Source organism: Geoglobus acetivorans, from assembly GCF_039641995.1.
GTDB classification, from domain to species: domain Archaea; phylum Halobacteriota; class Archaeoglobi; order Archaeoglobales; family Archaeoglobaceae; genus Geoglobus; species Geoglobus acetivorans.
This window is the reverse complement of the sequence record NZ_CP087714.1, coordinates 682459-703510: the sequence shown is the minus strand read 5'-3', so window position 1 is coordinate 703510 and position 21052 is coordinate 682459. Positions and strand designations below refer to the sequence as shown.

Genomic DNA, 21052 nt, shown 5'->3' with positions numbered 1-21052 from the left:
TTTCGGATTTAAAAGAAATAGAATGGTTCAGGGGTGTGTGTATATCGCAGTGATCCTTTCACCTGCCCTTTCAATTCTGCAGAATGCATATCGTTCAAACTGAACAACTTCTCCCTCAGCGCCTGCAGCATTTGACTCGAAAAGACCCTCCACGATACCTTCCGGAGTTATAACCTCACCCTCAATGACCTGTCCTTCTGGCAGCCAGTGTATGATGTTTCTGCCCTTCTTTGCGCTCTCAATCTCGTCTCCAAGATACACGGCCTTTCCGTTTTCAATCCGGATATTGCAGAACCCCTTCAGCCTGACCTCTTTTCCGTCAAAATTCCTGCAATCGTCCTCCGTTATGTATATGGCCCTGTTCGCCCTGAGGATTCTCACACCCATATCCTTCGAGGGATGTACAGGAAGATTGACCTCCACCTCTCCATCCAAGCCCTCTATCTCAAGTTTAACGGGTTTCCAGACGAAAAAGAATCTTCTGGCTACACCATCAACAATCTTTCTGTTTTCAGCATAGAGGTTCTTCAGGCTGACGCTCACGTCGTTCTCCCCTACCCCCAGAGAGAGCAGGAAATTCCTTATTGCCACTGCCCTGAAACCTCTTCTCCTCAATGCCCTAACAGTCGGTAAGGCAGGGTCATCCCAGCCAGAATATTTTCCGCTTTCTATGTCCTTCCTCAGGGTGCTTGTTGAAAATTTCCCGAACTCGTGGATTTTGACCCTGCCCCACAGCTTGACAACAGGATACTCCCAGCCAAAGTATTCGTAAATATACCTCTGTCTTTTCTCCGAATCCGCCAGATCCTTGCCCCTCAGGATGTGTGTAACTCCAAGCTCGTGGTCCTCCACAGCAGATTCGAAATCGAGGGTGGGGTATACTATATACTTGGCACCAACAAGAGGGTGGTCAGAGTTGATGATCCTGAAAGCAACCCAGTCCCTCACCGCAGGATCCTTGTGAGCCATGTCCGTCTTAATCCTGAGAACTGCTTCGCCTTCATCATAAGCGCCATCAAGCATCTTCTCCCAGTCTTCGAGGTTTTCCTCTGCACTTCGTTCCCTGTGGGGGCACGGAAGCCCGGCATCCTTGTATCTCTTGAATTCATCCCTTGCACACCTGCAAACGTAGGCATGCCCCATTTCGATCAGTTTCGCAGCATAATCATAATAGAGGTCTATTCTCTTAGATGCATACACAACCTGATGCACTTTTGCCCCGAGCCATTCAGCATCCTCCAGATACCAGTCGTACGCCTCAATCATGGGCCTCTTTGTTCTCGGATCGGTGTCATCGAACCTCAGAATCAGTCTACCATCATACATCTTTGCGTATTCGTCATTGACAACTATGCCCCTCGCCGAGCCAATGGTCGGAGGACCGTTGGGATTGGGGGCAAACCTCATCACAACCTTACCCTTTTCTGCGTTTTTCAGGGGAGGCAGGCCCTGTTCCTGCTTTCCACCGGTTTTCTCCTCAGAATAAAGAGCATAAAGCTCATTCCTTCTCCCGTCATCCAGATTTTCAAACTCCTGAATTGCGACCCTAATCCTTTCGAGCAACTCCCTGGCATTTTTCCTCAGCTCAGGACTTTCGGCGAGAATTTTTCCGATCACAGCCTTCTCATTCGGCTTTCCGTATTTCTTTGCGTTCAGCACCACGTGCTTCCAGATCAGATCCTCCATCAGTGATCCCTCTCGATGAGGTAATCTGCAAGCTCTATCAGATAACTTCTGGCAGGAGATTCATCAATCACCTCAAGGTTCTTCTTCGCCAGCGTAATATACTCACGGGCCTTTTCCCTTGCATAGTCCACTGCACCGCAATCGAAGAGTTTCTTTATGTCCCTTTCAAGCTCCTCCTCGCTGGCCCTGCCCTTTCCAAACGTTTCAAGCTCGATTCCCTCCTCAAAGGCCTTGATAACTATGAGTGTTTTCTTCCCCTCAAGGATGTCGCTTCCCCAGTCCTTGCCTATTTTCCCCTTCCCGGATATATCGAGAAGGTCATCATGAATCTGAAAACCGATTCCTGAATAAACACCATAATTCCAGAGAGCCTTTTCAACAGACTCATCCTTTCCGAAAAGAACTGCCGGGATGGATGCCGAAATACCGATCAGAACGCCTGTTTTCTTCATGACCATTTCCAGATATTCGCTCTCCCCAACACAGTCTCTCTCCTCGAAGCTCATGTCCATGAACTGGCCCTCGCATATCTCAACGCAGACCCTCGCAAGCTTTGATACTGCCCTGACGATGTTTTCAGGTGGGGCATCGCTCATTGAAAGGATTTCAAACGCCTCTGCATAGAGAGTGTCCCCAGCCAGAATTGCGGTCGGAATCCCGAACAGGGTGTGAACGGTCTTCACACCCCTCCGCATCTCATCCTCGTCCATTATGTCATCGTGCACGAGTGTGAAGTTATGGACAGTCTCAATGGCTATGGCTGCGTGAATGGCTTTTCTGTAATCCTCTCCCAGAGCTTCCGCAGAAAGCAGCGTTATGACCGGCCTCAGCCTCTTTCCACCGGCTTTTAGATAGTGCCTCGCTGCTCTGTAAAGGCCTTCTGGCTCATGCTCCTTTAAAAGTTCCCCGATTTTTTCATTAACGAGCTTTGCCCTGTCCTTAATTATCTCAGAAATCATGAAACCTCCTCCTCACCAATTCAAGATAGTCCAGCTCTCTGAACTCAATCCACTCTTTCAACAGCCCCGATACAAAAATTTTTGTTTTGTGCAGATCATAAACGTGGGTGCATCCCGTAAGAAACAGCACCTTCTTTAACCCGTCCAAAAAATACCTGATTTTCCGCTCAACATCCTCAACGCTGTATTTCGCAGGTTTCAGAAATGGGAGTGCTGAGCTTGCAATTTTGGCTCCGAGAGCTATTGCCTTCGCAGCATCTATTCCGTTCCTTATACCTCCTGTGGCAACGACCGGCAGAACATCGTGACAGTCAACAATAGAAAAGGCAGTTGGAATACCCCAGTCCCAGAAATCTCTGGCTACATCCCTGTTGAGCTCATCTGCAATGCGGTAAACCTCCACACCGCTCCAGCTAGTCCCACCCTTGCCTCCAATGTCTATGGCCTTCACACCAGCCTCTCGCACACTGAATGCAATTTCACGCGGTATGCCTGCTCCGGTTTCCTTTATCATTACCGGAACCTTCAGCTCCGATGCAACATCCCTTATGATGGAGAATCCGCCCTCGGCGTTTCTGTCACCCTCAGGCTGGACAATTTCCTGGAGAAAGTTCAGATGGATTGCAAGTGCATCAGCATCAATCATTTCTACTGCCTTTTCCGCATATTCAACGCCTTTCTCGATCAGTTGTGGGAGGCCGATATTCGCGTAGATGAAGGCGTTCGGTGCGTGTTCTCTCACAACTGCAAATGTATCGGCTACGCTTTCGTCCTCTATCCCGGCCCTCTGGCTGCCCACACCCATTCCGATTCCAGCATTCTCAACAGCAATCGCAAGATTTTTGTTGATTTCATAGGTTTCGGGATGCCCGCCAGTCATTGAGGCAATCAGAAAAGGCGCTTTCAATTTTTTACCGAGAAAGTTGACCTCCATGTCTATTTCATCATAATGCACTTCAGGAAGTGGATTGTGGATAAACGTAACATCTCCAAAACCGGTGTAGCTCGATTCCACACCCTCGTTCAGACAGATGTTGATGTGGTCCAGCTTTCTTTTTGTGGTGGTCATTGGATTAGAGTTGCCTGATTGCTTTTTAAAGGTTTGTTTCAGACAATCCACAGTAGCAGAATAACTTTGCTCTGAAGCCGACCGGGGTATCAAAACCGCTTCCAGATAAACATGAGAACGAAACATCCGAAGAACGGGACACCGGCGAGTGGAGAAGTTAAGTGTCACAAAACGGACGCTCACAGCGTATCGTTTCACCGGGCTTAAAGTTATTCAATCGTAAGAGGACTGAATCGGAACCTGTGTCCGGTAGCTGATGTGTTTCAGGCATGTGAAACTTTTAAATAGTAATTCCGAATAATGTTTTTCAGGTGAGTGTCATGAGTCTGATGGAAAAGCTCTTTGGCAAACAGGAGAGAATCAATGTAGAAGAGTATGAAGAACTGGACCTAAGCGAATTTGAGGCCGAACTTGAGGGTGACAGCGAGACATACATCAAGGTTGCCGAGGTTACAAGTCTCAATGAAATTCCTGAAATAAGAAGACAGGTTTATGATGGAAATATTGTCATAGCAGATGTTGCATTCCTCAAGCACGACAAACTCACGCTTGATAGAGTACTGAAAGACCTGAAACAGCTTGCTGAAGATGTTCACGGAGATATTGTTGGACTTGGTGAAGATTATGTGATCATCACCCCCATGGGCATAAAAGTGGACAGGAACAAAATAAAGGGAACCAGAAAATGATCCCCTGTCCTGCCTGCGGAGAGGAACTGGACGTAATAACCGCAATTTATGACACCCCTTATTTTGGTAAACTCCTGATCACATCAATTAGCTGTAAATGTGGGTTCAGGCATTCGGATTCCTTTTCGGCTGAAATTAAGGACCCCGTGAGATTTACCCTCAAAATAAGCGAAAAAACCCTTTTCGCAAAGGTCGTTAGATCAACGTCCGGAACGATAAGAATTCCCGAGCTCGGTCTCGCCCTTGAACCTGGTCCTGCCAGTCAGGGGTTCATAACGAACGTCGAGGGCGTTCTCGCGAGATTCGTTGATATTGTCGAAACTGCCAGACGATGGAACGCTGACGACGAAGAGGCTGTAAAACGCTGTGATATTATTCTTGAAAAGCTCAGGAGGGCAATGGACGGCAGTGAAACGCTTACGCTGATTCTTGAGGACCCCCACGGCAACAGCGCAATAATAGACGACAGTGTATTCGTTGAAAAAATGTCTGAGATTGAAGCGAAGAGCTTGAAGAGTGGCTTATCGATTATAGACATTGCGGGCAGAGACTTTCTGTCAGAGGAGCTTGAAAAGCAGGAGTTCAGGGAGAAGAAATAGGTACGTCGTAGGGCCTTTCATTCAATGTTCCATTCACTTTTACAGTATTTTCATTGACTTCAACTGGACCCTGAAACCTGATTTCCATGCCACGGTGACACAGTGAGCATTTATCGAAATCCACTTTTGGCTTGTGCTCCGGCATTTCATGGCAGGTTACGCAATCCAGCTTGTAGGAATTCACATGGATAGAATGTATTTCCAGATCAGATAGCTGTTTCGTGAGAACGTCATCGTCGCCATGACACTGCTTGCAGTTCAGTGACATATTTCCAGAGAACTTTATGATTTCCTTGTGGCAGAACTCGCACTTGATGTCCTTTTCAAGGTGCAGTGAATGGCTGAAGGATATGTTTCCAAGCTCAATGTTATCTGACGGGCTTTTGTGGCAGGACGGACAGCCGGTAATTGGAAGTCCCTCAGGAGTCTTGTAGAAGTGGCAGACAAAACATGTCGTATCCTTCACGGCAATGTGGCTGCCTATCACTATTTCCCTGTGACAGCTCACACATTCGAGATGCAGAAAACCTCTCTTATACCCGCTGAGATGGTTGCTGTGGCTGAAAGAAAGGTTCTTGTAATTCAGATAACCCACATTCGTAATGTTTCTGTGGCAGGCAAGACAGTTGTCAGATGAGACATTGGCAGGCAGGTTTCTGTAGACCTGCGGCTTTTCGGAAAGGACTGACAGCGAGTGGTATGCACCCCTTACAAAGTCCACAGGGTTTGTGCCGTAATGGCAGACGTAGCATTTTACGCCCTTGTGCGTGGACTCTTCCCAGCTGTGGAAGTAGTACTCCATCTGATGACAGGTGGTGCACAGCCTGGGGTCACTGGCATATTCGATTCCAATCAGAGCAGCATTGAAGAGCAAAAAGGCCAGTATTAAAAAAATTGAGATCAGGTACTCTGGAGGTCTGGTTTTGACCTCTACCAGCTTGCCCCCTGATACCCTGAATTTCTTCCCGCAGACCTCACACCTGTAGTCTTTCGTTTCGTTTTCTGATCCGCAGAACGGACATGTCCATTTCATAGCTTAACACTAACCTTTTTCTCGTAGGGTGGAAAGAAATATGTTACTATTGGCAGCATCACGAAAGGTGCAAGCAGCACACCGAGTGCAGCCAGCAGACCCTCTCTTCCAAGCAGTGGTGGTGTGTATGACACGAACCCTCTGAGACTGTAGTCGATCAGCTGTGCACCGATGACCATGTTCCACCTCATTGCAAAGACCACAACAAGAATTGTGAGTGCGGCTATTGTAACAAAGAGCGTGTTCATGCTGCCATTCCTGCACTTGTAGCAGATGTACCTCAGAAACAGCAGTGCCTCCAGCGAGCCTATGACCTGAATCGCGAGAGGAATTGCAAGCTGTGTTGATGCAAGTTTGATGACTGCCCAGGCAATATCCTCCTTGTATGCGTAGAGAATGGTGTTTATAGTTTCAAGAGCGAAGGCAGCGAGAAGGAAATAGAAGACGTAGTTTGACACGGTCGCAATGATCTCAGGCTTCCTCCCAACTCCATAGCGTGCAGTGAATGCGATGTAAAGCAGAAGAACCATCGCTCCTCCCGCAGCAAGCCCTCCAAACACGAAGCTTACCGGCAGAATCGTAGTGTTCCACCATGGATTTGACTTGACGACACCGAACAGGAATGAAACGTAGCTGAGACACCATGCCGCAATCAGCTCAATCCCTGTTAAAATCTTTATGACCTTCTTATCCACATTTCTCGCCTCTTCGCTCGTATCGTAAACTCCCAGGGTCAGTATTCTGTAAAGGAGCTTTAAAACCGGGTTTCTCTCGTTCAGAGCCCTGTTAACAATGTCAATTCTGAAGAGGAACCACATCTCGCCGAGCAGCGTGAAAAGCTCGGTCAGATACACTATACCGAAGACGGCCATTACCGAGCTGAAGTTTGGAGTTACATAGAGTTCAAACGCTCTCTGTGGCTGACCGAGGTCAAGAAGCAAAGGCATGAGAGCTGAAAGAACGAATGGGAGGCTTGAAACCACAACGAGTTTTTCCAGGTCTTTAAGCTCCTTTTTCCAGAATTCAGCAATTGCATAGATTGTTACCATCCCGGTAATGATGCTCACGAAATAGGGATATATGACGATGAGGATTCCCCAGAACACCTCGTGATTGGGATACACGTAGCCCTCAAAAAGCGTTGTAGCACTCATTTACCACACCTCCCAGCCGACATTCTTGTAAAAGACCTTGGGTCTTGTATTCAGCTCAGGCTTTAGCACCTGGATGTTTCTGTCCCTCAGAGCTGCCTGAATGTGTTCATCGCTTAGCTTTCCAAAAATCCTCGCTCCTGTCGGACATACTGTAACGCATGCAGGTTTCAGGTCCCGCATAATCCTGTGATAACACCAGGTGCATTTGTCAACAACCCTCTCATGGTGGTTGAAGTATCTCGCACCATAGGGACAGGCCTGAATGCAGTACTTGCACCCTATGCAGTGAGACTTGTCGATCAGGACGACACCCTCTGGAGTTAGCCACGTGGCCTTTACGGGACACACCTTCACACAGGGTGCCTTTTCACAGTGCATGCAGAGCTTTGGAACAAAATACGTTCTCAGCACTTCATCATTAACCTCGATGTCTTCAAACCCGTACTCACCACCGTGTGGGGACTCGACGTGGACTGACTCTATGCTGCCATCCGTCGTAACCACATATCTCTCAACCCAGGTTCTGTATTTGCCCTCCATGACCTTATTTTCCTTCCTGCACGCTCGCACACAGCTCCCACACCCTATGCATTTAGCAGCATCGACAATGTAAATGAAAACGTCATCACTCTTGGCCGGCTTTATCATCAGCACAATGGCTGAACCAGCTATGATCTTTTTAACGAACTCTCGCCTCTGCAAAGCCCATCACCTCATCCACTACTCATAGGATTGTGGGGTTCATGACACGTCGTACACTTCCAGTCAGGCTCATGACTCGCCGGCATGTTCAGAGTATGGCACTTCCGGCACAGCCTGTCAGGATTTTCTATTACAGGTGCAGGTGATTTCGGATGATCGCCAACTTCTCCGTGGCATGCCTTGCAATCTGTCGTGTGTTTTCCGGCTACAATCCTGTCATAAACGTCAGAATGACAGGTGGAACACTGGTATGGCTCGTGGGGATTGTGACACTCGACACACTGCCTGCCAGCTCCATGGTCATCGCCCACTGTAGAGACCACAGCCTCATATCTGCCAATAACATTCCTGTGGCACATCAGGCAGAAACCGGATGACTTGTTCACAACCATATCGGAACCTGGATGACCATCTGGCGGTCCGTGGCAGGTCTGACAGTCAAATCCATGGTAATTCCTGTTAATAGTGGCAAATACCTCCTGGTGACAGTTCTCACAGTAACCAGCATCAGCAAAAACCGGTTTTTTTGTCAGCTCTTTGGCCTCGCCACTGATCCCATAGATGCCCTCGACTCCAAGAAGCTTGTCAGCCATGCCCGGATAGAATTCTTCGCCCATTGATCTCAGGGCAATAATCACTCCCAAAAAAATGATCAGGATATTCAGAAATACAAATAAGGCTCTAAAAACGTGTTTCATTCCACCACCAAAAATATAAAAAATTAAATTTAATGCTCAGCCTTTTCCGGTTCCTTGACGGTTGACAGGCTCTGTACTGCAACTGCAACCACCGAGATCGCTGTCAGTCCAAGAATGCCCACCATTGCGGAGAACATCACTATTGCCCCAAACCAGCCCATGTTGCCATACAATGCATCTATGAGCAGCACTCCGATTATCGGAAACACCAGAGCCAGTGTGAACACTGCAAGCAGCTCCCACTTCTTCACGTAGGCCAGCAGCAGATTGACAATACCTCCAAGAATGCCAACCGTAATTACCAACATAGCTTCGTTCATATCCATTCACCCCCATTACATACTAAGATTCGAAAATATTTAAAGGTTTTGAAGTATTGATGTGTAAAAAGAGGCAGATGAAAAACCGAATCCTTAAATACCGGGATTTCCTTCATTATTTTTAATCATAAATTATTTAGCGCTTATAATTAACATCGTTAAAAATTACAATTCCAAGATAGCAGATACGGAAAACCAACGCCAGAAACCCCGTAAAACAGTCTGTCAGAAACCGGAGAAAATAATTGCCGCAAATTGCAGGTGAAGTAAAGGATATATAGTCAGCATATCATGTGGTCATTCATGAGGACCATCCTGTGGGAAAATAATACCATAAAGCTGATTGATCAGAGAAAACTGCCGGATACCTTCGAGGTTCTGGAATGCAAGAATGTGGTTGAGCTGGGAGAGGCAATTAAAACGCTGGCTGTCAGGGGTGCCCCTGCCCTTGAAGCTGCAGGGGGGTATGGTGTGGCTCTCGCAGCCTTCGAAAGAGATTTTACGAGCGTTGAGGAGATCAAAGAATACATCAAAAAAGGGGCAGAATACCTCGCATCTACACGACCCACAGCAGTTAACCTCTTTGTCGGTATAGAAAGGGTGCTGAAAGAGGCCCTGAAGGGTGAAAGGGTTGAGGAGGTTAGAGAGCTGGCGCTGAAGGAGGCACAGAGGATTGCTGACGAAGACGTTGAGAGAAACAGAAAAATGGGCAAAATTGGCGCGGAGCTTTTTGAAGATGGGGATTCCATTCTGACAATATGCAACACGGGAAGTCTTGCGACCGTTTACTGGGGCACCGCTCTGGGAGTGATAAGAAGTGCAGTCGAGGAGGGTAAGAAAATCAGAGTTTATGCGTGTGAGACGAGGCCCCTCAACCAGGGTTCGAGGCTTACGACCTGGGAGCTGATGCAGGATGGAATAGACGTAACCCTGATTACAGACAGCATGGCAGGAATAGTCATGCAGAAGGGCATGGTAAACAAGGTTATCGCCGGAGCAGACAGAATCGTCAGAGATGCCGTGTTCAACAAAATTGGAACGTACACGCTGGCAGTGCTGGCAAAACACCACGGCATCCCGTTCTACATCGCAGCGCCAAAAACAACATTCGACTGGAGCAAAAAAGCAGACGACGTAAAAATCGAGGAGAGGAGCAGAGAGGAAATCATCTACTGCAACGTCAAATGCGGAAAAACTCTGATGGCACCGCAAGATGTGAAGGTTTACAACCCTGCATTTGACCCAACACCTCTCGAACTTGTATCTGCAATAATCACGGAATACGGAATAATCCATCCTCCCTATGACAGAAACGTTCCTGAAATTCTAAAACTCTAAATATTTTTCAGCACCTTCTGCATTCCATTGCCTCACTGACATCCACCGGATATTCAGCAGTCAGGCATGCGAGACACAGTTCGCCTTTTTCCAGCCCAACAGCCTCAATCAGCCCGTCAAGGCTTAAATAGGCAAGCGAATCAGCATTTATTTCCCTTCGTATTTCTTCAACTTTCCTGTTAGAAGCAATAAGCTCCTCCCTCGTTGACATATCTATGCCGAAGTAACACGGAGAGATTATCGGCGGGCTGCCAACTCTGAAATGCACCTCCCTCGCTCCAGCACTTCTAACCATATCCACGATTTTCCTGCTCGTGGTGCCCCTGACAATGCTGTCGTCGATGAGCACAACCCTCTTTCCCTCAACGTTTTTTCTCACCGCATTCATTTTTATTTTGACAGACAGTTCCCTTGTGCTTTGATGAGGAAGGATGAATGTTCTGCCAACGTATCTGTTCTTTATCAGTGCTTCCAGATACTCTATACCGGACTCCTTGGAAAAACCTATTGCAGAAGTCGTTCCGCTGTCAGGAACGGGTGAGACAATGTCAGCATCAACGGGAGATTCTCTGGCGAGGATTTCTCCAATCCTGTGTCTGACCCCATAAACGCTGATGCCATCGATAACAGAGTCGGGCCTTGCAAAGTAAATATACTCAAACACGCACAGGGCTTTTCTGCTGGAATCCTCTATTTTAACGAACTCAAGCTCGCCATTTTTAATGAATACTGCTTCCCCTGGTCTGACCTCCCTTATGATTCTGGCACCGACAGCATCGATTGCGCAGCTTTCACTTGCTATAATGTATCCAAACTCACCTTCCCCAATAACAAGCGGCTTGAAACCAAGTGAATCTCTGAAACCTATGAGTGTATCATTTAGAGCCATTACAAGAGTGTACGATCCCCTCAACTGTTCAGAAACTCTTTTCAAAGCGTCTTCCGGTTCCTTCGTCAGAAGTTCCTTCGCCATCAGCTTGGCAATCACTTCGGTATCCGAGTCGGTGATGAAAACCGCTCCCTCATTTTCGAGCTGATTTCGCAAGGTCTGATAATTAACAAGGTTTCCGTTATGGGCTATGGCAAGAGCCCCGGACTTCGTTTTCACAAGCAGAGGTTGAGCATTCTCAATTTTGCTCTCTCCCGTGGTAGAATATCTCACATGACCTACAGCAATCCTGCCAACCATCTCAGATAGCTTCTTGTCGCCGAAAACGTCATTTACGAGACCCATCCCCTTATGTATGTGTATGTAATCTCCAAAAACGGCAATACCCGCAGATTCCTGACCGCGATGCTGAAGAGAATATAGGGAAAAGAAAGCAAGTTTTGAGGTCAGGGCCTCATTTTCTGAATAAACACCAGTTATGCCACACATCTCAGTATCTGGATTTCTTCTTCCTGACCCAGTTGTAACCCCTCAGCCTTTTGCTTCTGCCAAAGCCGCATGCTGCACAGTATCCCTTTCTCCTGTGGAACGAAACCCTACCGCACCTTCTGCATTTGATGTGAACTATTTTTCTGCCCCTCTTACCCATTGAAGCCGTTCCATCAGACATTGCATCACCTCACTGAGATGGTGAGACAAAAACAACAGTGTCTCCTCTAATCACAACACTGCCCATCTTTTTGATGACATCTCCATCCTGTATTTCCTCAGCATTCAGGAGAACAAGGTTCATGTGAATATCATAACCGTCCAGGATTCCCCTGAATTCTCTTCCACCCTTTAACCTGACGAGCACGGAAGTGTTCAACGCCCTGTTCAGCACATCAAGCGGCCTTGCCATTTTTCTTTCCTCCGTTGTTTTTTAATCCCCATTAGTTTGTGTGTATTTAAAAATATCGGAAGACTCGACCAAATTCCTCAGGGTCAACACAACTGGAAGAAACTTGCTTTTTAAAAAGGAGTCCACTGGCCCATCACGAAACGAAATTTCTGCTTTCATGCCGGGTGCCACAAAACCAGAGAGTGGCCCGAGACGTGGAGCCGCAAAGGTGAAAATTTTAAAACCCGTGAAACAATTGAAAGACGATGAAGCGGCAGAGATTGAGGAAAAAAGATACCAAAAATATTCTGGGAAAGATTAAGGACGCATATGGCGTGGAATTATCGGGAGAAATAGATAAAGTCGATATAGATGGCAGAACTGTTTTTCTTGTCAATAACGAGCCTCTGCTACTGGAGCATGATGGTAACGTGTACTTCACGGTTTACGGAGTAATGAAACTCATGCCCAAGAAGGGCAGGGTTGTTGTGGACGAGGGGGCGGTTAAGTTCATAATGAACGGTGCGGACGTGATGAGGCCGGGAATAGTTGAGGCTGATGAGAGTATAAAGCAGGGCGATTTCTGCTACATCGTTGTGGAAAAAAAGCTAACCCCGCTGGCTGTCGGTGTTGCGCTTGTTGATGGAACAGACATGACCGGTGAGAAGGGGAAGGTTATAGAAAACATACACCATTTAAACGACAAGATATGGAAGTTCTTTTTCAAGAAATAAATTAAACATGTCCGCACCTCAGAGCCGTGGAGGCTCATCACCTTTCAGCATGTCCAAATCTCATCATCGGCAATATGAAGTCGCATATACAGAATATAAAATTTTGAATCAGCTCATATCAGTCCCAGAAACTCGAGCGCCTCAACAACCCCGTCTCCGTTGGGCCGGGAAGTAACAACATCTGCAATTTCCTTCAGCTTCAGGTCTGCATTCGCCACAGCAACGCCCACTCCAGCCGCTTCAAGCAGATCAATGTCGTTTTCGGAATCCCCTATGGCGAGGAAGTTTTCCACATCGATGCCAAGCCTGTCCGCTATGAACCTGAGAGCTTTTCCCTTGCTCACCTCAGCATCCGCAATATGGTATGCAAAACCTGAATCGAGTAATTTTACACCCATTCTGGCAATGAGTTTTTCAGCCTCATCTTTCGGGAACGTTCTCCTCAAACAGACCTCAGACTTTCGATAAACGTCATCAAGAAGCACGACCTCGTATTTCTCCCTGAGAACCTCGAGGGCCTTGTAACATTTCTCCTTGTTACCAAGCACAGTATCATCTCCATCATAATCGAACCTCACAACGCCCCCGTTTTCGCAGATAACAATGTCTGAAACCCCGATTAGCTTTGCAGCGGTTCGTGCAAAACATGATATGTTTCCGGTTGCAAGCACAACGGGAACCTCGAGCTTTCTCAGGGCTTCGACAGCCCGGCAGTTAAGCCTTCTTTTTCTATCAGTTATAGTGCCATCAATGTCTATGGCAACGCCTTTTATCTCCATGCAAAATCGAAAAGCTATTAATATTTTTTAATTCTTCCGTTTTTATGTCCTGGCTCGACTTCAGCAGAGTTGTGCTTATTGGCAGCATATTCTACTCTCGCCACAAGATCGTCGAGGACCACGATAAGGGAATTTTTGACAAAAATAGAGCTGAAGAGCTAATACTGAAACAGGAAGAGCTTTCAGACCATTACCAAATCGAGGGCATACTTGATGTTGTCGCAGAGACGAGAGAGGCAATAGTCAAATACATAGATTTTGTGGCGGACGTTACAGACAGACCCTTCATCCTGGATGGATATCTGGAGGCAAGACTTGAGGGACTGAAATTCGTGAAGGAGACAGGTCTCTCAGACAGAGTGATATACAACTCAATCAACCCGATAAACACCAGGGAAGAGCTCGAGGCAATAAAGGATGCCAGAATAAAGCACGCCATTATCTTCGACTACGATCCGTCATACACCTCCCCGAGCAGAAGAATTCTTCTCCTCTCCGGAGACGGAAGGAAGGAAAGTCTGATTCAGAGAGCCAAACAGCTCGGAATAGAGAACATGATGATTGATGTTGTGCCAACAGATATCAAAAGCCTCGGAGAGGTTATAGAGACCCTTCTGCTCGTGAAGTCCACATATCCCTACCCCGCAGGCTGTGGACCGGCGAACGTGAGCTATTACATGGCCGACTACCTCAAAGAAGAGCTCGATACTGGGATACTCGTGAGCAGTGTTGACAGCGCTGCTCAGCTTTTCAGCGACTTTCTGCTTTATGGGCCCATTGAGAGGGCAGACATAGCTTTCCAGAGCGCATACATTGTGGAGGAGATCAAAGAGGGCCTGAGCATGAAACTACACGAATTTCTGGGTGGTAGCCATGATTGAGGAGGTTGCTGAAAGCGCTTTAAGGCTCCAGAATGAAGCGGTAAAGGCAATAGACACACACAGGTTTGACGAATTCAGATTTGAACATGCAGAAGGTTTTGTAAATGCAGTTAGAGAGATGAAAGCTCTCAACAATCAGAGCGATTCGGCATTCCAGCTTTACAGAAGTTCTCTCATCATCCACTTCGAGACCCTTACCGCACTTACAGACTCGATAAAACCCTTCGAGTCTGCATTTCTCGAATGGATGCAAACTCCAGTTGCTTTCGAGAGGCTCAAAGAACTTGACAGTTCATTCAGAGAGAGTGTTGAGACCCTTGCAAAAACTGTCGACGAAAGTGATGAAATCATAGGGATAGAGGCGATGAGGCTGGCGAACGGGTTTTACGGTGTTACATCAGCGAAAGATTTTGCAGCAATCCCAGGCTCAACCCTGAGCGTTCTTGCGAAAATCGTCGAATGGGCAGGAATTGACAGAGAGCATGCAAAAACCATTCTTGCGAGCAAATCATGGGGTTTGCTGACATCATACGTGTTCGGAGACACATTTCTGATGGTTCTGAAAGAGACAGGAAACATCCAGAAGGCTCTTGATGCTGAGAAGAACGCGATGAAAAGGATGCTTTTGAATCCGGTGGAGATGCAGATCGCCATAATGAAATCGTTCGGTTTTGAATCATTTGATCCAGCAAAATATTACGAAATCTACGGCAAAAAATTCACCCCGTACATAGACAGGGCTTTCAAGGATGGTGTCCATCCCGCAAACATCGTGGTTCTGCCAACCCACGTTGGTGATATTGGCCACCATATAGGGTGGCAGTATTACAGCATCTGCAGGGATGAGATGAACATGGAAATTCTGAGAACCCATTATCATCTCCTTGAAACGAATATACGGAATGCAATTGACGGTGGACATGTAAAGAGCATATTCGACCTTTCAACCCTATTCACCGGTGTTTCAGCGGGATACATATACAAGCTGCTGAGCGATGAGGGGTTCACGGCAAACATGCTCACAAGGCTGTTCAGTGAAAGGTTTTACCACAGCATCATGGGGAACCAGTTTGAGCGATACATAGTGAGAGAGCTTCACGTAAACGATTTCCTGGATTTCGCCACAAGAGGGGAAAAAATCGGGAGAGGTGGATGGAAGATCAGAAACTACAAAATAGACTTCTCTCCGGTTGAAGAATCTGACCTGCTCAATTCTGGAGAACTGTATGCGTTTCCCTTATGCAACAGCGCAACTCGGTTTGCATCGCTCATGAAATTCATCGATATGCCCTGCCTTCTCGCACCAGAGCCCCCAAGCATAACCGTAATGGTCAATGCAATAGCAATGAATCCTGAAAAGGCATTCGCCCCGGTTAACCTGTGCAAGGGTTGCGCCACAGCAGAAATCCAGCCTGCAAGGTGCATGCTGTGCAAGGCTCAGAATGTGATCTGAAAATCTTTTAATTTTTTGTGTACAAATCAGCATCATGGAGAAAGACAAAATACTCGAAATGTTTAATGGCGACTGCAGCGGGAGGATTTTCTGGATTTCAACCTGCGATAACCTGCCACACCTCGCTCCGGTTTGTTTCGTAAGAAGTATGGATGGAAAAATCGTTGTAGCATACAATTTCATAGTGAAGACTGCAAAGCTTGTGGATAAAACCGGAAAGGCGAGTATAGGGTTTGCGGAGAGAGGAGAATCAGGATTCTACGGATACCTCGTAAAGGGCAGGGCCTGGATGGACTACGATGGAGAATACTTCAGAGAAATCAAGAGGTTCGTCGAGGAAAAAACTGGTGGGAAGAGAAGTCCCAGAGGAGCGCTTGTAATCGAGCCTGAGGAGATGTACTCGCTGAGCCCAGGAAATGAAAGAAAAAGATTGTTCTGACCTAAAAGCTTAGGGAACAAGCTTAATTCGACCATGGCAAGACAGTAAATGATGATGGACGGGATAGAGATAACATTCTGCAGGCAGTGTAAAAATGCCCTCGCAGACGTGAAAACCATCGAAGCAGAGATGGAAGACCTTGCAAAGAAAGCTGGCTGGAAAGCCAGGAAAAGCCATGAGAGAATAAAGGCAGGCATTTCAGCATGCCCGAACGCATGTGCTGCCCCACAAATAAAAGATTTCGGAGTTGTGGCATTCATAATTCCTGAAGTTGACAGAGAAATATGCACAGCTTGTGGAATGTGTGTGGAAGCATGCAGAGAGAACGCCATAAAACTGGAAGAATACCCAGTTTTCAGTGAAAAATGCATGGGGTGCGGGGACTGCATGAGGGCATGCCCATCAGGAGCCATAACCGGACAGGTGAAGTTCAGAGTTCTTGCAGGTGGGAAGCTCGGCAGGCATCCGAGGTTTGCAGAAGAGGTGCTGATTACTGACGATGTTAACAGCATAGTTGATGTCTTTAGCCGGATTGTGAAAATCAGCATGGAGAACAAAATGCGCTTCAGCCATATCCCCGGTTGCGTGGAGCTTCTGAAGGAAAGGGTCAGGGGCTGAGTTTTTAAAGCGCAGCTTCCACTCCTCCAGCATGATAATCACCGACAATCACATGCACCTGTACAACCACCTCAGACTCAAGGCACTGAAGCAGTTCAGGCAAGTTGGTGGGACTCACGTCCTCCTTGTTTCTCTCCTCAGCCACCATTACGGCATTCTGCCATCGAAAGGTGAAGACTTTAGGCAGATTTTTGAAGACCACATAAAACTGGTCAAAAAGGCAAACGAAATCGTAAGAGCCTATGCCGTCCTTTCAGTCCATCCTGCAGAAATAACAATCCTGTCAAAAAAGTGGGGAGTTGACAGAGCGGCAGAGATAATGATGGAGGCTCTCGAAATAGCGGGTGAATACGTCAGTGAGGGTAAGGCAATTGCAATAAAGTCAGGCCGCCCCCATTACGAGGTGAGTGAATATGTCTGGAGAACGAGCAACGAGGTTTTGCAGCACGCGTTTGAGGTTGCGAGAGATGTCGGGTGTGTGGTTCAGCTGCACACCGAAAGCTACACAAGAGAGGGTATGGAAGAGATCGCAAAGCTTGCAGACAGGGCTGGGCTTGACAGAGAGAAGATCGTGAAGCACTTTTCTCCGGCAAGAATAGACGAATTCAGAGAGATTGGGATAGTTCCCTCTGTAATCGCCATGGGAGATAACATCCTCAAAGCGGCACAGCAGGGTGACAGGTTTATGGTGGAAACTGACTACATTGATGACAGAGACAGGCCCGGAAGTGTTCTCGGTCCAAAAACCGTTCCAAGAAAAATCAGAGAACTCCTGCAAAAAGGTTTTGATGAGGATTTCGTGATAAAAATCTGCAAGGACAACGTTGAGAGAGTTTACGGAATTGAAATTGAAATCTGAACCAATGTTTCTCTCTGCCACGGTTTCCCCCACCATCTGAATTTTCGCAGTATTCTGAGTTGAAGATCGAGATGCTGAGATTATTGAAAATTTCGGTATGCCGAAAGATTTAAATAATTAGGGCTACCTAAATTTTAACGGTGTTTAGTATGATGGGTCAGTTCGTGATCACACTAAGGGAAGGTTTCGAGGCTGTGCTGCTTGTGGCAATACTCGTGGCATACCTGAGAAGGAGTGGCAGAGCGGGCGAGATAAAGTTTGCCTACTATGGAGCTTTGGGGGCTATTGTGGCAGGAGCGATTATTGCCGCAGGAGTTCTAAAGATATACGGTGGTCTGCAGGGAGACGGGAAAGAGCTTTTCGAGGGTCTCGCAGCGTACCTTGCGGTTGCCGTGCTTACGTACATGATCATCTGGATGACCGGCAAGGACGTGAAAAGAGACATAGAGAGCAGGGCTGAAAAGAAGTTTGCGTGGGGCATAGCTCTGATAGCCTTCATATTCGTGGTGAGGGAGGTTATTGAGACCGTGCTGTTCCTGACTCCATTTGCCGCACAGAATGCAGTCGAGACTGCTACCGGAGCAACTCTCGGAATAGCCACCTCTCTCGCACTCAGCATCGCAATACTCCGGTTCGAGTACAGGCTGAGCCTGAGAAAGTTTTTCTACGTTACGGGTGTGCTTCTTGCATTCATAGCCTCTGGACTGCTCGGCTACGGTACCCATGAGCTGATAGAGGTCGCAGAGGAGAGCGGGTACGAGTCATGGCTCTTTGAGAAAGCCTACGATCTCGGTATCGATGCTACAAATCTGCTCCACCACAAGGGCGCTGTGGGAAGCATATTTGCAGTGCTGTTTGGATACTCTGCAAGCATGGAATACCTGAGAGTTTTCCTCCAGTTCGGATACCTGGGACTGACTCTGCTCTTGATCACCCGGAAATTCAGGGCTTCCGGCACGTGATGTCAAACACGAAGCCATAATTTTTTAACACACCTGTTCTGATATTCCAGCAATGGAATACATCTCACACCCAATGGTAAAACCAAAGACTGTTGAAAGAAGAGGATACCAGCTTTCTCTTGCTGCGTCAGCACTTCTCAAAAACACGCTGATCGTGCTGCCCACCGGACTTGGCAAAACAGTTGTGGCGCTGCTTGTAATAGCTTCAAGGCTGCTGAACGAGGATGGAAAAATACTCTTTCTCGCACCAACAAAACCACTGGTTGAGCAGCATGCCAAATTCCTGAAAGCAACCCTGAAAATAGGTGAGAATAGCATCGTCTCGCTCAGCGGCGAGATGCTTCCCGAAAAAAGGCCAGATGTTTATAAAATCTCAAAAATTGTTGTATCCACCCCTCAGGTCATTGAAAATGATATCATAGCCGGAAGACTGGACCTCGAGGATTTCGTGCTTGCCATATTTGATGAGGCTCATCGGGCGGTTGGAAACTACTCTTACGTTTTCATAGCAAAGGAGTTCAGGAATAGATCAAGGAAACCGCTAATACTCGCAATCACCGCTTCACCGGGAAGCGATCCTGAAAGAATCAGAGAAGTCATCAGAAACCTGTACATTGAAAATCTCGAAATAAAAACTGAATACGACCCGGACGTGAGGCCCTATGTTTCCGAGAGGGATATCGAGTGGATTAAAGTCAACATACCCCCCGAGATGGACAGTGTTAGAAAAAGCTTTGAAAGAGCGCTTGAACTGAGATACAGAAGGTTCGAACGTCTCGGGCTTGAAATAGATCTGAAAGGTCTATCCAAAAAAGAGATGCTCGGTTTGCAGGAGGCACTTCAAACCCAGGCAGGGGAGAGCGGAGAGCAGGTTTATTTTGAGGCACTGTCAATTCTCGCTGAAATAATGAAAATACAGCACGCCATTGAGCTGATTGAAACTCAGGGACTGGAAGCTCTGAAAAAATATCTGAAAAGACTGTTCAGGGAGGCAAAGGGCAGAGGGAGCAGAGCCTCGAAATCACTTTTCGAGGACCCTGTTTTCAGAGAGGCCATGATCAAAGCCATGAAGATAAACATCGAACATCCGAAGGTAAAAAAACTGCTTGAAATTCTAAAAGGACAGCTCAAGAACAATCCCGAATCCAGGATTATCATCTTCACCAACTTCAGAGATACCGCAGACAAAATTACAGAGATACTGAGAGAAAAAGGCTTTCGGGCAGAAAAATTCATAGGCCAGGCCAACAGAGAGGACGACAGAGGAATGAGCCAGAAAAAACAGATTGAAGTTCTGGACTCTTTCAGAGCTGGTGAAATCAATGTCCTGGTATCCACCAGCGTTGGAGAAGAGGGGCTTGACATACCTGCCACGGATCTGGTCATCTTTTACGAGGCAGTTCCTTCAGAGATAAGAGCGATACAGAGAAAGGGCAGAACGGGCAGAGGAAGAGAGGGAAGAATTGCAGTCCTCATAACCAGGGGGACGAGAGATGAAGCGTATTACTGGGCGAGCGTTAGAAAGGAAAAAATGATGTACAACATGCTTTACAGAATAAAAGACGAGCTCGCAGAGAGAAAGAGTGAGGAGAGCTTAGCAAGATACATAGACTATGAAGAAGATCAGAGAGTGACCATATTTGCGGACAGCAGGGAGATGAGATCTTCAGTTGTCAAGAAACTGAGAGACAGAGGAGTGAAAATCGAAATAAAGAGCCTTGAAGTCGCAGATTATGTTCTGAGCGAGAGAGTTGCGGTAGAGAGAAAAACCGCAGAGGATTTTGTGAATAGCCTGATTGGAAAGGAAAGACTGTTTTCCCAGCTGATAAACCTCAAAAAAAGTTATCAGAGGCCACTTCTGATTATAGAAGGCGAAAACCTCTACGGAAGACGTATGGTCAGTCCTGCCGCCATAAGGGGGGCGATAGCGAGCATAACGGTGGATTTCGGTATTCCGGTAATTTTCACAAGAAACGAGGACGAAACTGCAGAATTTCTAACTGCAATTGCAAAAAGAGAGCAGGAAATTAAGAAAAGGGAAATCAGCCTGCATGCGGATAAAACTAAAAGGAGTCTGAGAGAGGAGCTTGAATACGTGGTCTCAGCCATCCCGGATGTCGGGCCGGTGATTGCTAAAAATCTGCTCAGCCACTTCAGGACTTTGAAAAACCTGGCCAACGCTGATGTGGAAGAGCTGAAAAAAGTGCCGAAGGTGGGAGATAAGACAGCCGAAAAAATCTGGAGTTTCTTCAATGCAAAATATGATGAAGAGGGGTGACTCGGGTTTTTGTCATGGAGCAAATGAAGCCAA

At 47.0% G+C, this 21052-nt stretch carries 23 protein-coding genes; 11 read left to right on the top strand and 12 right to left on the bottom strand.

All coding sequences use genetic code 11. From position 1 onward, the window contains the following. Positions 1-27: 27 nt before the first annotated feature. Genes LPQ35_RS04160 through fni form a run of 3 tightly spaced genes read right to left on the bottom strand, consistent with a single transcriptional unit; the run spans position 28 to position 3714 of the window. Complete coding sequence (locus tag LPQ35_RS04160; protein ID WP_193808024.1) at positions 28-1686, bottom strand: glutamate--tRNA ligase; 1659 nt, start codon at positions 1684-1686, stop codon at positions 28-30. Next, positions 1686-2645 carry a polyprenyl synthetase family protein gene (locus LPQ35_RS04155; protein WP_193808025.1) on the bottom strand — a complete coding sequence of 320 codons (960 nt, stop codon included), beginning with the start codon at positions 2643-2645 and terminating at the stop codon, positions 1686-1688. The genes LPQ35_RS04160 and LPQ35_RS04155 overlap by 1 nt, the downstream gene beginning before the upstream one ends. Continuing rightward, on the bottom strand, positions 2635-3714 hold the full coding sequence (fni, locus tag LPQ35_RS04150) for a type 2 isopentenyl-diphosphate Delta-isomerase (RefSeq protein ID WP_193808026.1): 1080 nt from the start codon (positions 3712-3714) through the stop codon (positions 2635-2637). Before fni ends, LPQ35_RS04155 begins: the two co-directional genes overlap by 11 nt. 320 nt (positions 3715-4034) lie before the next feature. On the opposite strand from fni, the gene LPQ35_RS04145 reads away from it, so the two are divergent. After that, entirely contained in the window at positions 4035-4403 is a 369-nt protein-coding gene (locus LPQ35_RS04145; protein ID WP_048093744.1) for a cell division protein SepF, read from the top strand. Beyond that, positions 4400-5002, top strand: a complete 603-nt coding sequence (locus tag LPQ35_RS04140; RefSeq protein ID WP_193808027.1) for a ZPR1 zinc finger domain-containing protein — start codon at positions 4400-4402, stop codon at positions 5000-5002. Before LPQ35_RS04145 ends, LPQ35_RS04140 begins: the two co-directional genes overlap by 4 nt. Here LPQ35_RS04140 and LPQ35_RS04135 read toward each other — a convergent pair. Genes LPQ35_RS04135 through LPQ35_RS04115 form a run of 5 tightly spaced genes read right to left on the bottom strand, consistent with a single transcriptional unit; the run spans position 4986 to position 8909 of the window. Next, positions 4986-6035: a cytochrome c3 family protein gene (locus LPQ35_RS04135; protein WP_193808028.1), complete on the bottom strand. Its 1050-nt coding sequence runs from the start codon at positions 6033-6035 to the stop codon at positions 4986-4988. The two genes, LPQ35_RS04140 and LPQ35_RS04135, sit on opposite strands and share 17 nt — an antisense overlap. Continuing rightward, positions 6032-7189, bottom strand: a complete 1158-nt coding sequence (nrfD, locus tag LPQ35_RS04130; RefSeq protein ID WP_193808029.1) for an NrfD/PsrC family molybdoenzyme membrane anchor subunit — start codon at positions 7187-7189, stop codon at positions 6032-6034. Before nrfD ends, LPQ35_RS04135 begins: the two co-directional genes overlap by 4 nt. Further along, positions 7190-7891 carry a 4Fe-4S dicluster domain-containing protein gene (locus tag LPQ35_RS04125; protein ID WP_346297692.1) on the bottom strand — a complete coding sequence of 234 codons (702 nt, stop codon included), beginning with the start codon at positions 7889-7891 and terminating at the stop codon, positions 7190-7192. 11 nt (positions 7892-7902) lie between these two features. Continuing rightward, entirely contained in the window at positions 7903-8589 is a 687-nt protein-coding gene (locus tag LPQ35_RS04120) for a cytochrome c3 family protein (RefSeq protein WP_193808030.1), read from the bottom strand. 29 nt (positions 8590-8618) lie between these two features. Beyond that, entirely contained in the window at positions 8619-8909 is a 291-nt protein-coding gene (locus tag LPQ35_RS04115) for a hypothetical protein (protein WP_148305942.1), read from the bottom strand. A 303-nt stretch (positions 8910-9212) separates the two neighbouring features. On the opposite strand from LPQ35_RS04115, the gene LPQ35_RS04110 reads away from it, so the two are divergent. Continuing rightward, positions 9213-10247: an S-methyl-5-thioribose-1-phosphate isomerase gene (locus tag LPQ35_RS04110; protein WP_193808031.1), complete on the top strand. Its 1035-nt coding sequence runs from the start codon at positions 9213-9215 to the stop codon at positions 10245-10247. Positions 10248-10254: 7 nt separating this feature from the next. Here LPQ35_RS04110 and purF read toward each other — a convergent pair whose 3' ends face one another. Genes purF through LPQ35_RS04095 form a run of 3 tightly spaced genes read right to left on the bottom strand, consistent with a single transcriptional unit; the run spans position 10255 to position 12037 of the window. After that, positions 10255-11625 (bottom strand): amidophosphoribosyltransferase, encoded by a 1371-nt coding sequence (gene purF / locus LPQ35_RS04105; RefSeq protein WP_193808032.1) that lies wholly within the window; start codon positions 11623-11625, stop codon positions 10255-10257. 1 nt (position 11626) lies between these two features. Then, positions 11627-11806, bottom strand: coding sequence for a 50S ribosomal protein L37e (locus tag LPQ35_RS04100; RefSeq protein ID WP_048092165.1), 180 nt, complete (start codon positions 11804-11806; stop codon positions 11627-11629). A gap of 9 nt (positions 11807-11815) precedes the next feature. Then, positions 11816-12037, bottom strand: a complete 222-nt coding sequence (locus LPQ35_RS04095; protein WP_193808033.1) for an LSM domain-containing protein — start codon at positions 12035-12037, stop codon at positions 11816-11818. 245 nt (positions 12038-12282) lie between these two features. On the opposite strand from LPQ35_RS04095, the gene LPQ35_RS04090 reads away from it, so the two are divergent. Further along, positions 12283-12750, top strand: a complete 468-nt coding sequence (locus LPQ35_RS04090; protein WP_193808034.1) for a DUF1947 domain-containing protein — start codon at positions 12283-12285, stop codon at positions 12748-12750. Positions 12751-12863: 113 nt separating this feature from the next. Here the strand turns inward: LPQ35_RS04090 and LPQ35_RS04085 are convergent, their stop codons facing one another. Beyond that, complete coding sequence (locus tag LPQ35_RS04085; protein WP_193808035.1) at positions 12864-13529, bottom strand: phosphoglycolate phosphatase; 666 nt, start codon at positions 13527-13529, stop codon at positions 12864-12866. A 44-nt stretch (positions 13530-13573) separates the two neighbouring features. Here LPQ35_RS04085 and LPQ35_RS04080 point away from each other — a divergent pair, with 44 nt between their 5' ends. The 7 genes from LPQ35_RS04080 (at position 13574) to LPQ35_RS04050 (ending at position 21019) form a co-directional block, all read left to right on the top strand. After that, positions 13574-14410, top strand: coding sequence for a tetrahydromethanopterin S-methyltransferase subunit H family protein (locus LPQ35_RS04080; RefSeq protein WP_193808036.1), 837 nt, complete (start codon positions 13574-13576; stop codon positions 14408-14410). Next, complete coding sequence (locus tag LPQ35_RS04075; protein ID WP_193808037.1) at positions 14403-15863, top strand: DUF2193 family protein; 1461 nt, start codon at positions 14403-14405, stop codon at positions 15861-15863. Before LPQ35_RS04080 ends, LPQ35_RS04075 begins: the two co-directional genes overlap by 8 nt. Before the next feature lie 34 nt (positions 15864-15897). Continuing rightward, entirely contained in the window at positions 15898-16302 is a 405-nt protein-coding gene (locus LPQ35_RS04070) for a hypothetical protein (protein WP_193808038.1), read from the top strand. 51 nt (positions 16303-16353) lie between these two features. Further along, on the top strand, positions 16354-16920 hold the full coding sequence (locus LPQ35_RS04065; RefSeq protein ID WP_193808039.1) for a 4Fe-4S binding protein: 567 nt from the start codon (positions 16354-16356) through the stop codon (positions 16918-16920). 31 nt (positions 16921-16951) lie between these two features. Next, entirely contained in the window at positions 16952-17779 is an 828-nt protein-coding gene (locus LPQ35_RS04060; RefSeq protein WP_193808040.1) for a TatD family hydrolase, read from the top strand. A 149-nt stretch (positions 17780-17928) separates the two neighbouring features. Next, entirely contained in the window at positions 17929-18741 is an 813-nt protein-coding gene (locus LPQ35_RS04055; RefSeq protein WP_193808092.1) for an FTR1 family protein, read from the top strand. A 52-nt stretch (positions 18742-18793) separates the two neighbouring features. Next, positions 18794-21019 (top strand): ERCC4 domain-containing protein, encoded by a 2226-nt coding sequence (locus LPQ35_RS04050; RefSeq protein WP_193808041.1) that lies wholly within the window; start codon positions 18794-18796, stop codon positions 21017-21019. Positions 21020-21052: the final 33 nt, after the last annotated feature.

Excerpts from the sequence above, each read along its gene's own strand:
- LPQ35_RS04135 (WP_193808028.1), bottom strand. The coding sequence starts at position 6,035 with ATGAAATGGACATGTCCGTTCTGCGGATCAGAAAACGAAACGAAAGAC.
- LPQ35_RS04050 (WP_193808041.1), top strand. The coding sequence starts at position 18,794 with ATGGAATACATCTCACACCCAATGGTAAAACCAAAGACTGTTGAAAGA.
- LPQ35_RS04065 (WP_193808039.1), top strand. The coding sequence starts at position 16,354 with ATGATGGACGGGATAGAGATAACATTCTGCAGGCAGTGTAAAAATGCC.
- LPQ35_RS04160 (WP_193808024.1), bottom strand. The coding sequence starts at position 1,686 with ATGGAGGATCTGATCTGGAAGCACGTGGTGCTGAACGCAAAGAAATAC.
- LPQ35_RS04110 (WP_193808031.1), top strand. The coding sequence starts at position 9,213 with ATGAGGACCATCCTGTGGGAAAATAATACCATAAAGCTGATTGATCAG.
- LPQ35_RS04095 (WP_193808033.1), bottom strand. The coding sequence starts at position 12,037 with ATGGCAAGGCCGCTTGATGTGCTGAACAGGGCGTTGAACACTTCCGTG.
- LPQ35_RS04155 (WP_193808025.1), bottom strand. The coding sequence starts at position 2,645 with ATGATTTCTGAGATAATTAAGGACAGGGCAAAGCTCGTTAATGAAAAA.
- LPQ35_RS04055 (WP_193808092.1), top strand. The coding sequence starts at position 17,929 with ATGATGGGTCAGTTCGTGATCACACTAAGGGAAGGTTTCGAGGCTGTG.
- LPQ35_RS04090 (WP_193808034.1), top strand. The coding sequence starts at position 12,283 with ATGAAGCGGCAGAGATTGAGGAAAAAAGATACCAAAAATATTCTGGGA.
- LPQ35_RS04080 (WP_193808036.1), top strand. The coding sequence starts at position 13,574 with ATGTCCTGGCTCGACTTCAGCAGAGTTGTGCTTATTGGCAGCATATTC.
- LPQ35_RS04070 (WP_193808038.1), top strand. The coding sequence starts at position 15,898 with ATGGAGAAAGACAAAATACTCGAAATGTTTAATGGCGACTGCAGCGGG.
- LPQ35_RS04085 (WP_193808035.1), bottom strand. The coding sequence starts at position 13,529 with ATGGAGATAAAAGGCGTTGCCATAGACATTGATGGCACTATAACTGAT.
- LPQ35_RS04145 (WP_048093744.1), top strand. The coding sequence starts at position 4,035 with ATGAGTCTGATGGAAAAGCTCTTTGGCAAACAGGAGAGAATCAATGTA.
- nrfD (WP_193808029.1), bottom strand. The coding sequence starts at position 7,189 with ATGAGTGCTACAACGCTTTTTGAGGGCTACGTGTATCCCAATCACGAG.
- LPQ35_RS04140 (WP_193808027.1), top strand. The coding sequence starts at position 4,400 with ATGATCCCCTGTCCTGCCTGCGGAGAGGAACTGGACGTAATAACCGCA.
- purF (WP_193808032.1), bottom strand. The coding sequence starts at position 11,625 with ATGTGTGGCATAACTGGTGTTTATTCAGAAAATGAGGCCCTGACCTCA.
- LPQ35_RS04075 (WP_193808037.1), top strand. The coding sequence starts at position 14,403 with ATGATTGAGGAGGTTGCTGAAAGCGCTTTAAGGCTCCAGAATGAAGCG.
- LPQ35_RS04120 (WP_193808030.1), bottom strand. The coding sequence starts at position 8,589 with ATGAAACACGTTTTTAGAGCCTTATTTGTATTTCTGAATATCCTGATC.
- LPQ35_RS04100 (WP_048092165.1), bottom strand. The coding sequence starts at position 11,806 with ATGTCTGATGGAACGGCTTCAATGGGTAAGAGGGGCAGAAAAATAGTT.
- LPQ35_RS04115 (WP_148305942.1), bottom strand. The coding sequence starts at position 8,909 with ATGAACGAAGCTATGTTGGTAATTACGGTTGGCATTCTTGGAGGTATT.
- fni (WP_193808026.1), bottom strand. The coding sequence starts at position 3,714 with ATGACCACCACAAAAAGAAAGCTGGACCACATCAACATCTGTCTGAAC.
- LPQ35_RS04060 (WP_193808040.1), top strand. The coding sequence starts at position 16,952 with ATGATAATCACCGACAATCACATGCACCTGTACAACCACCTCAGACTC.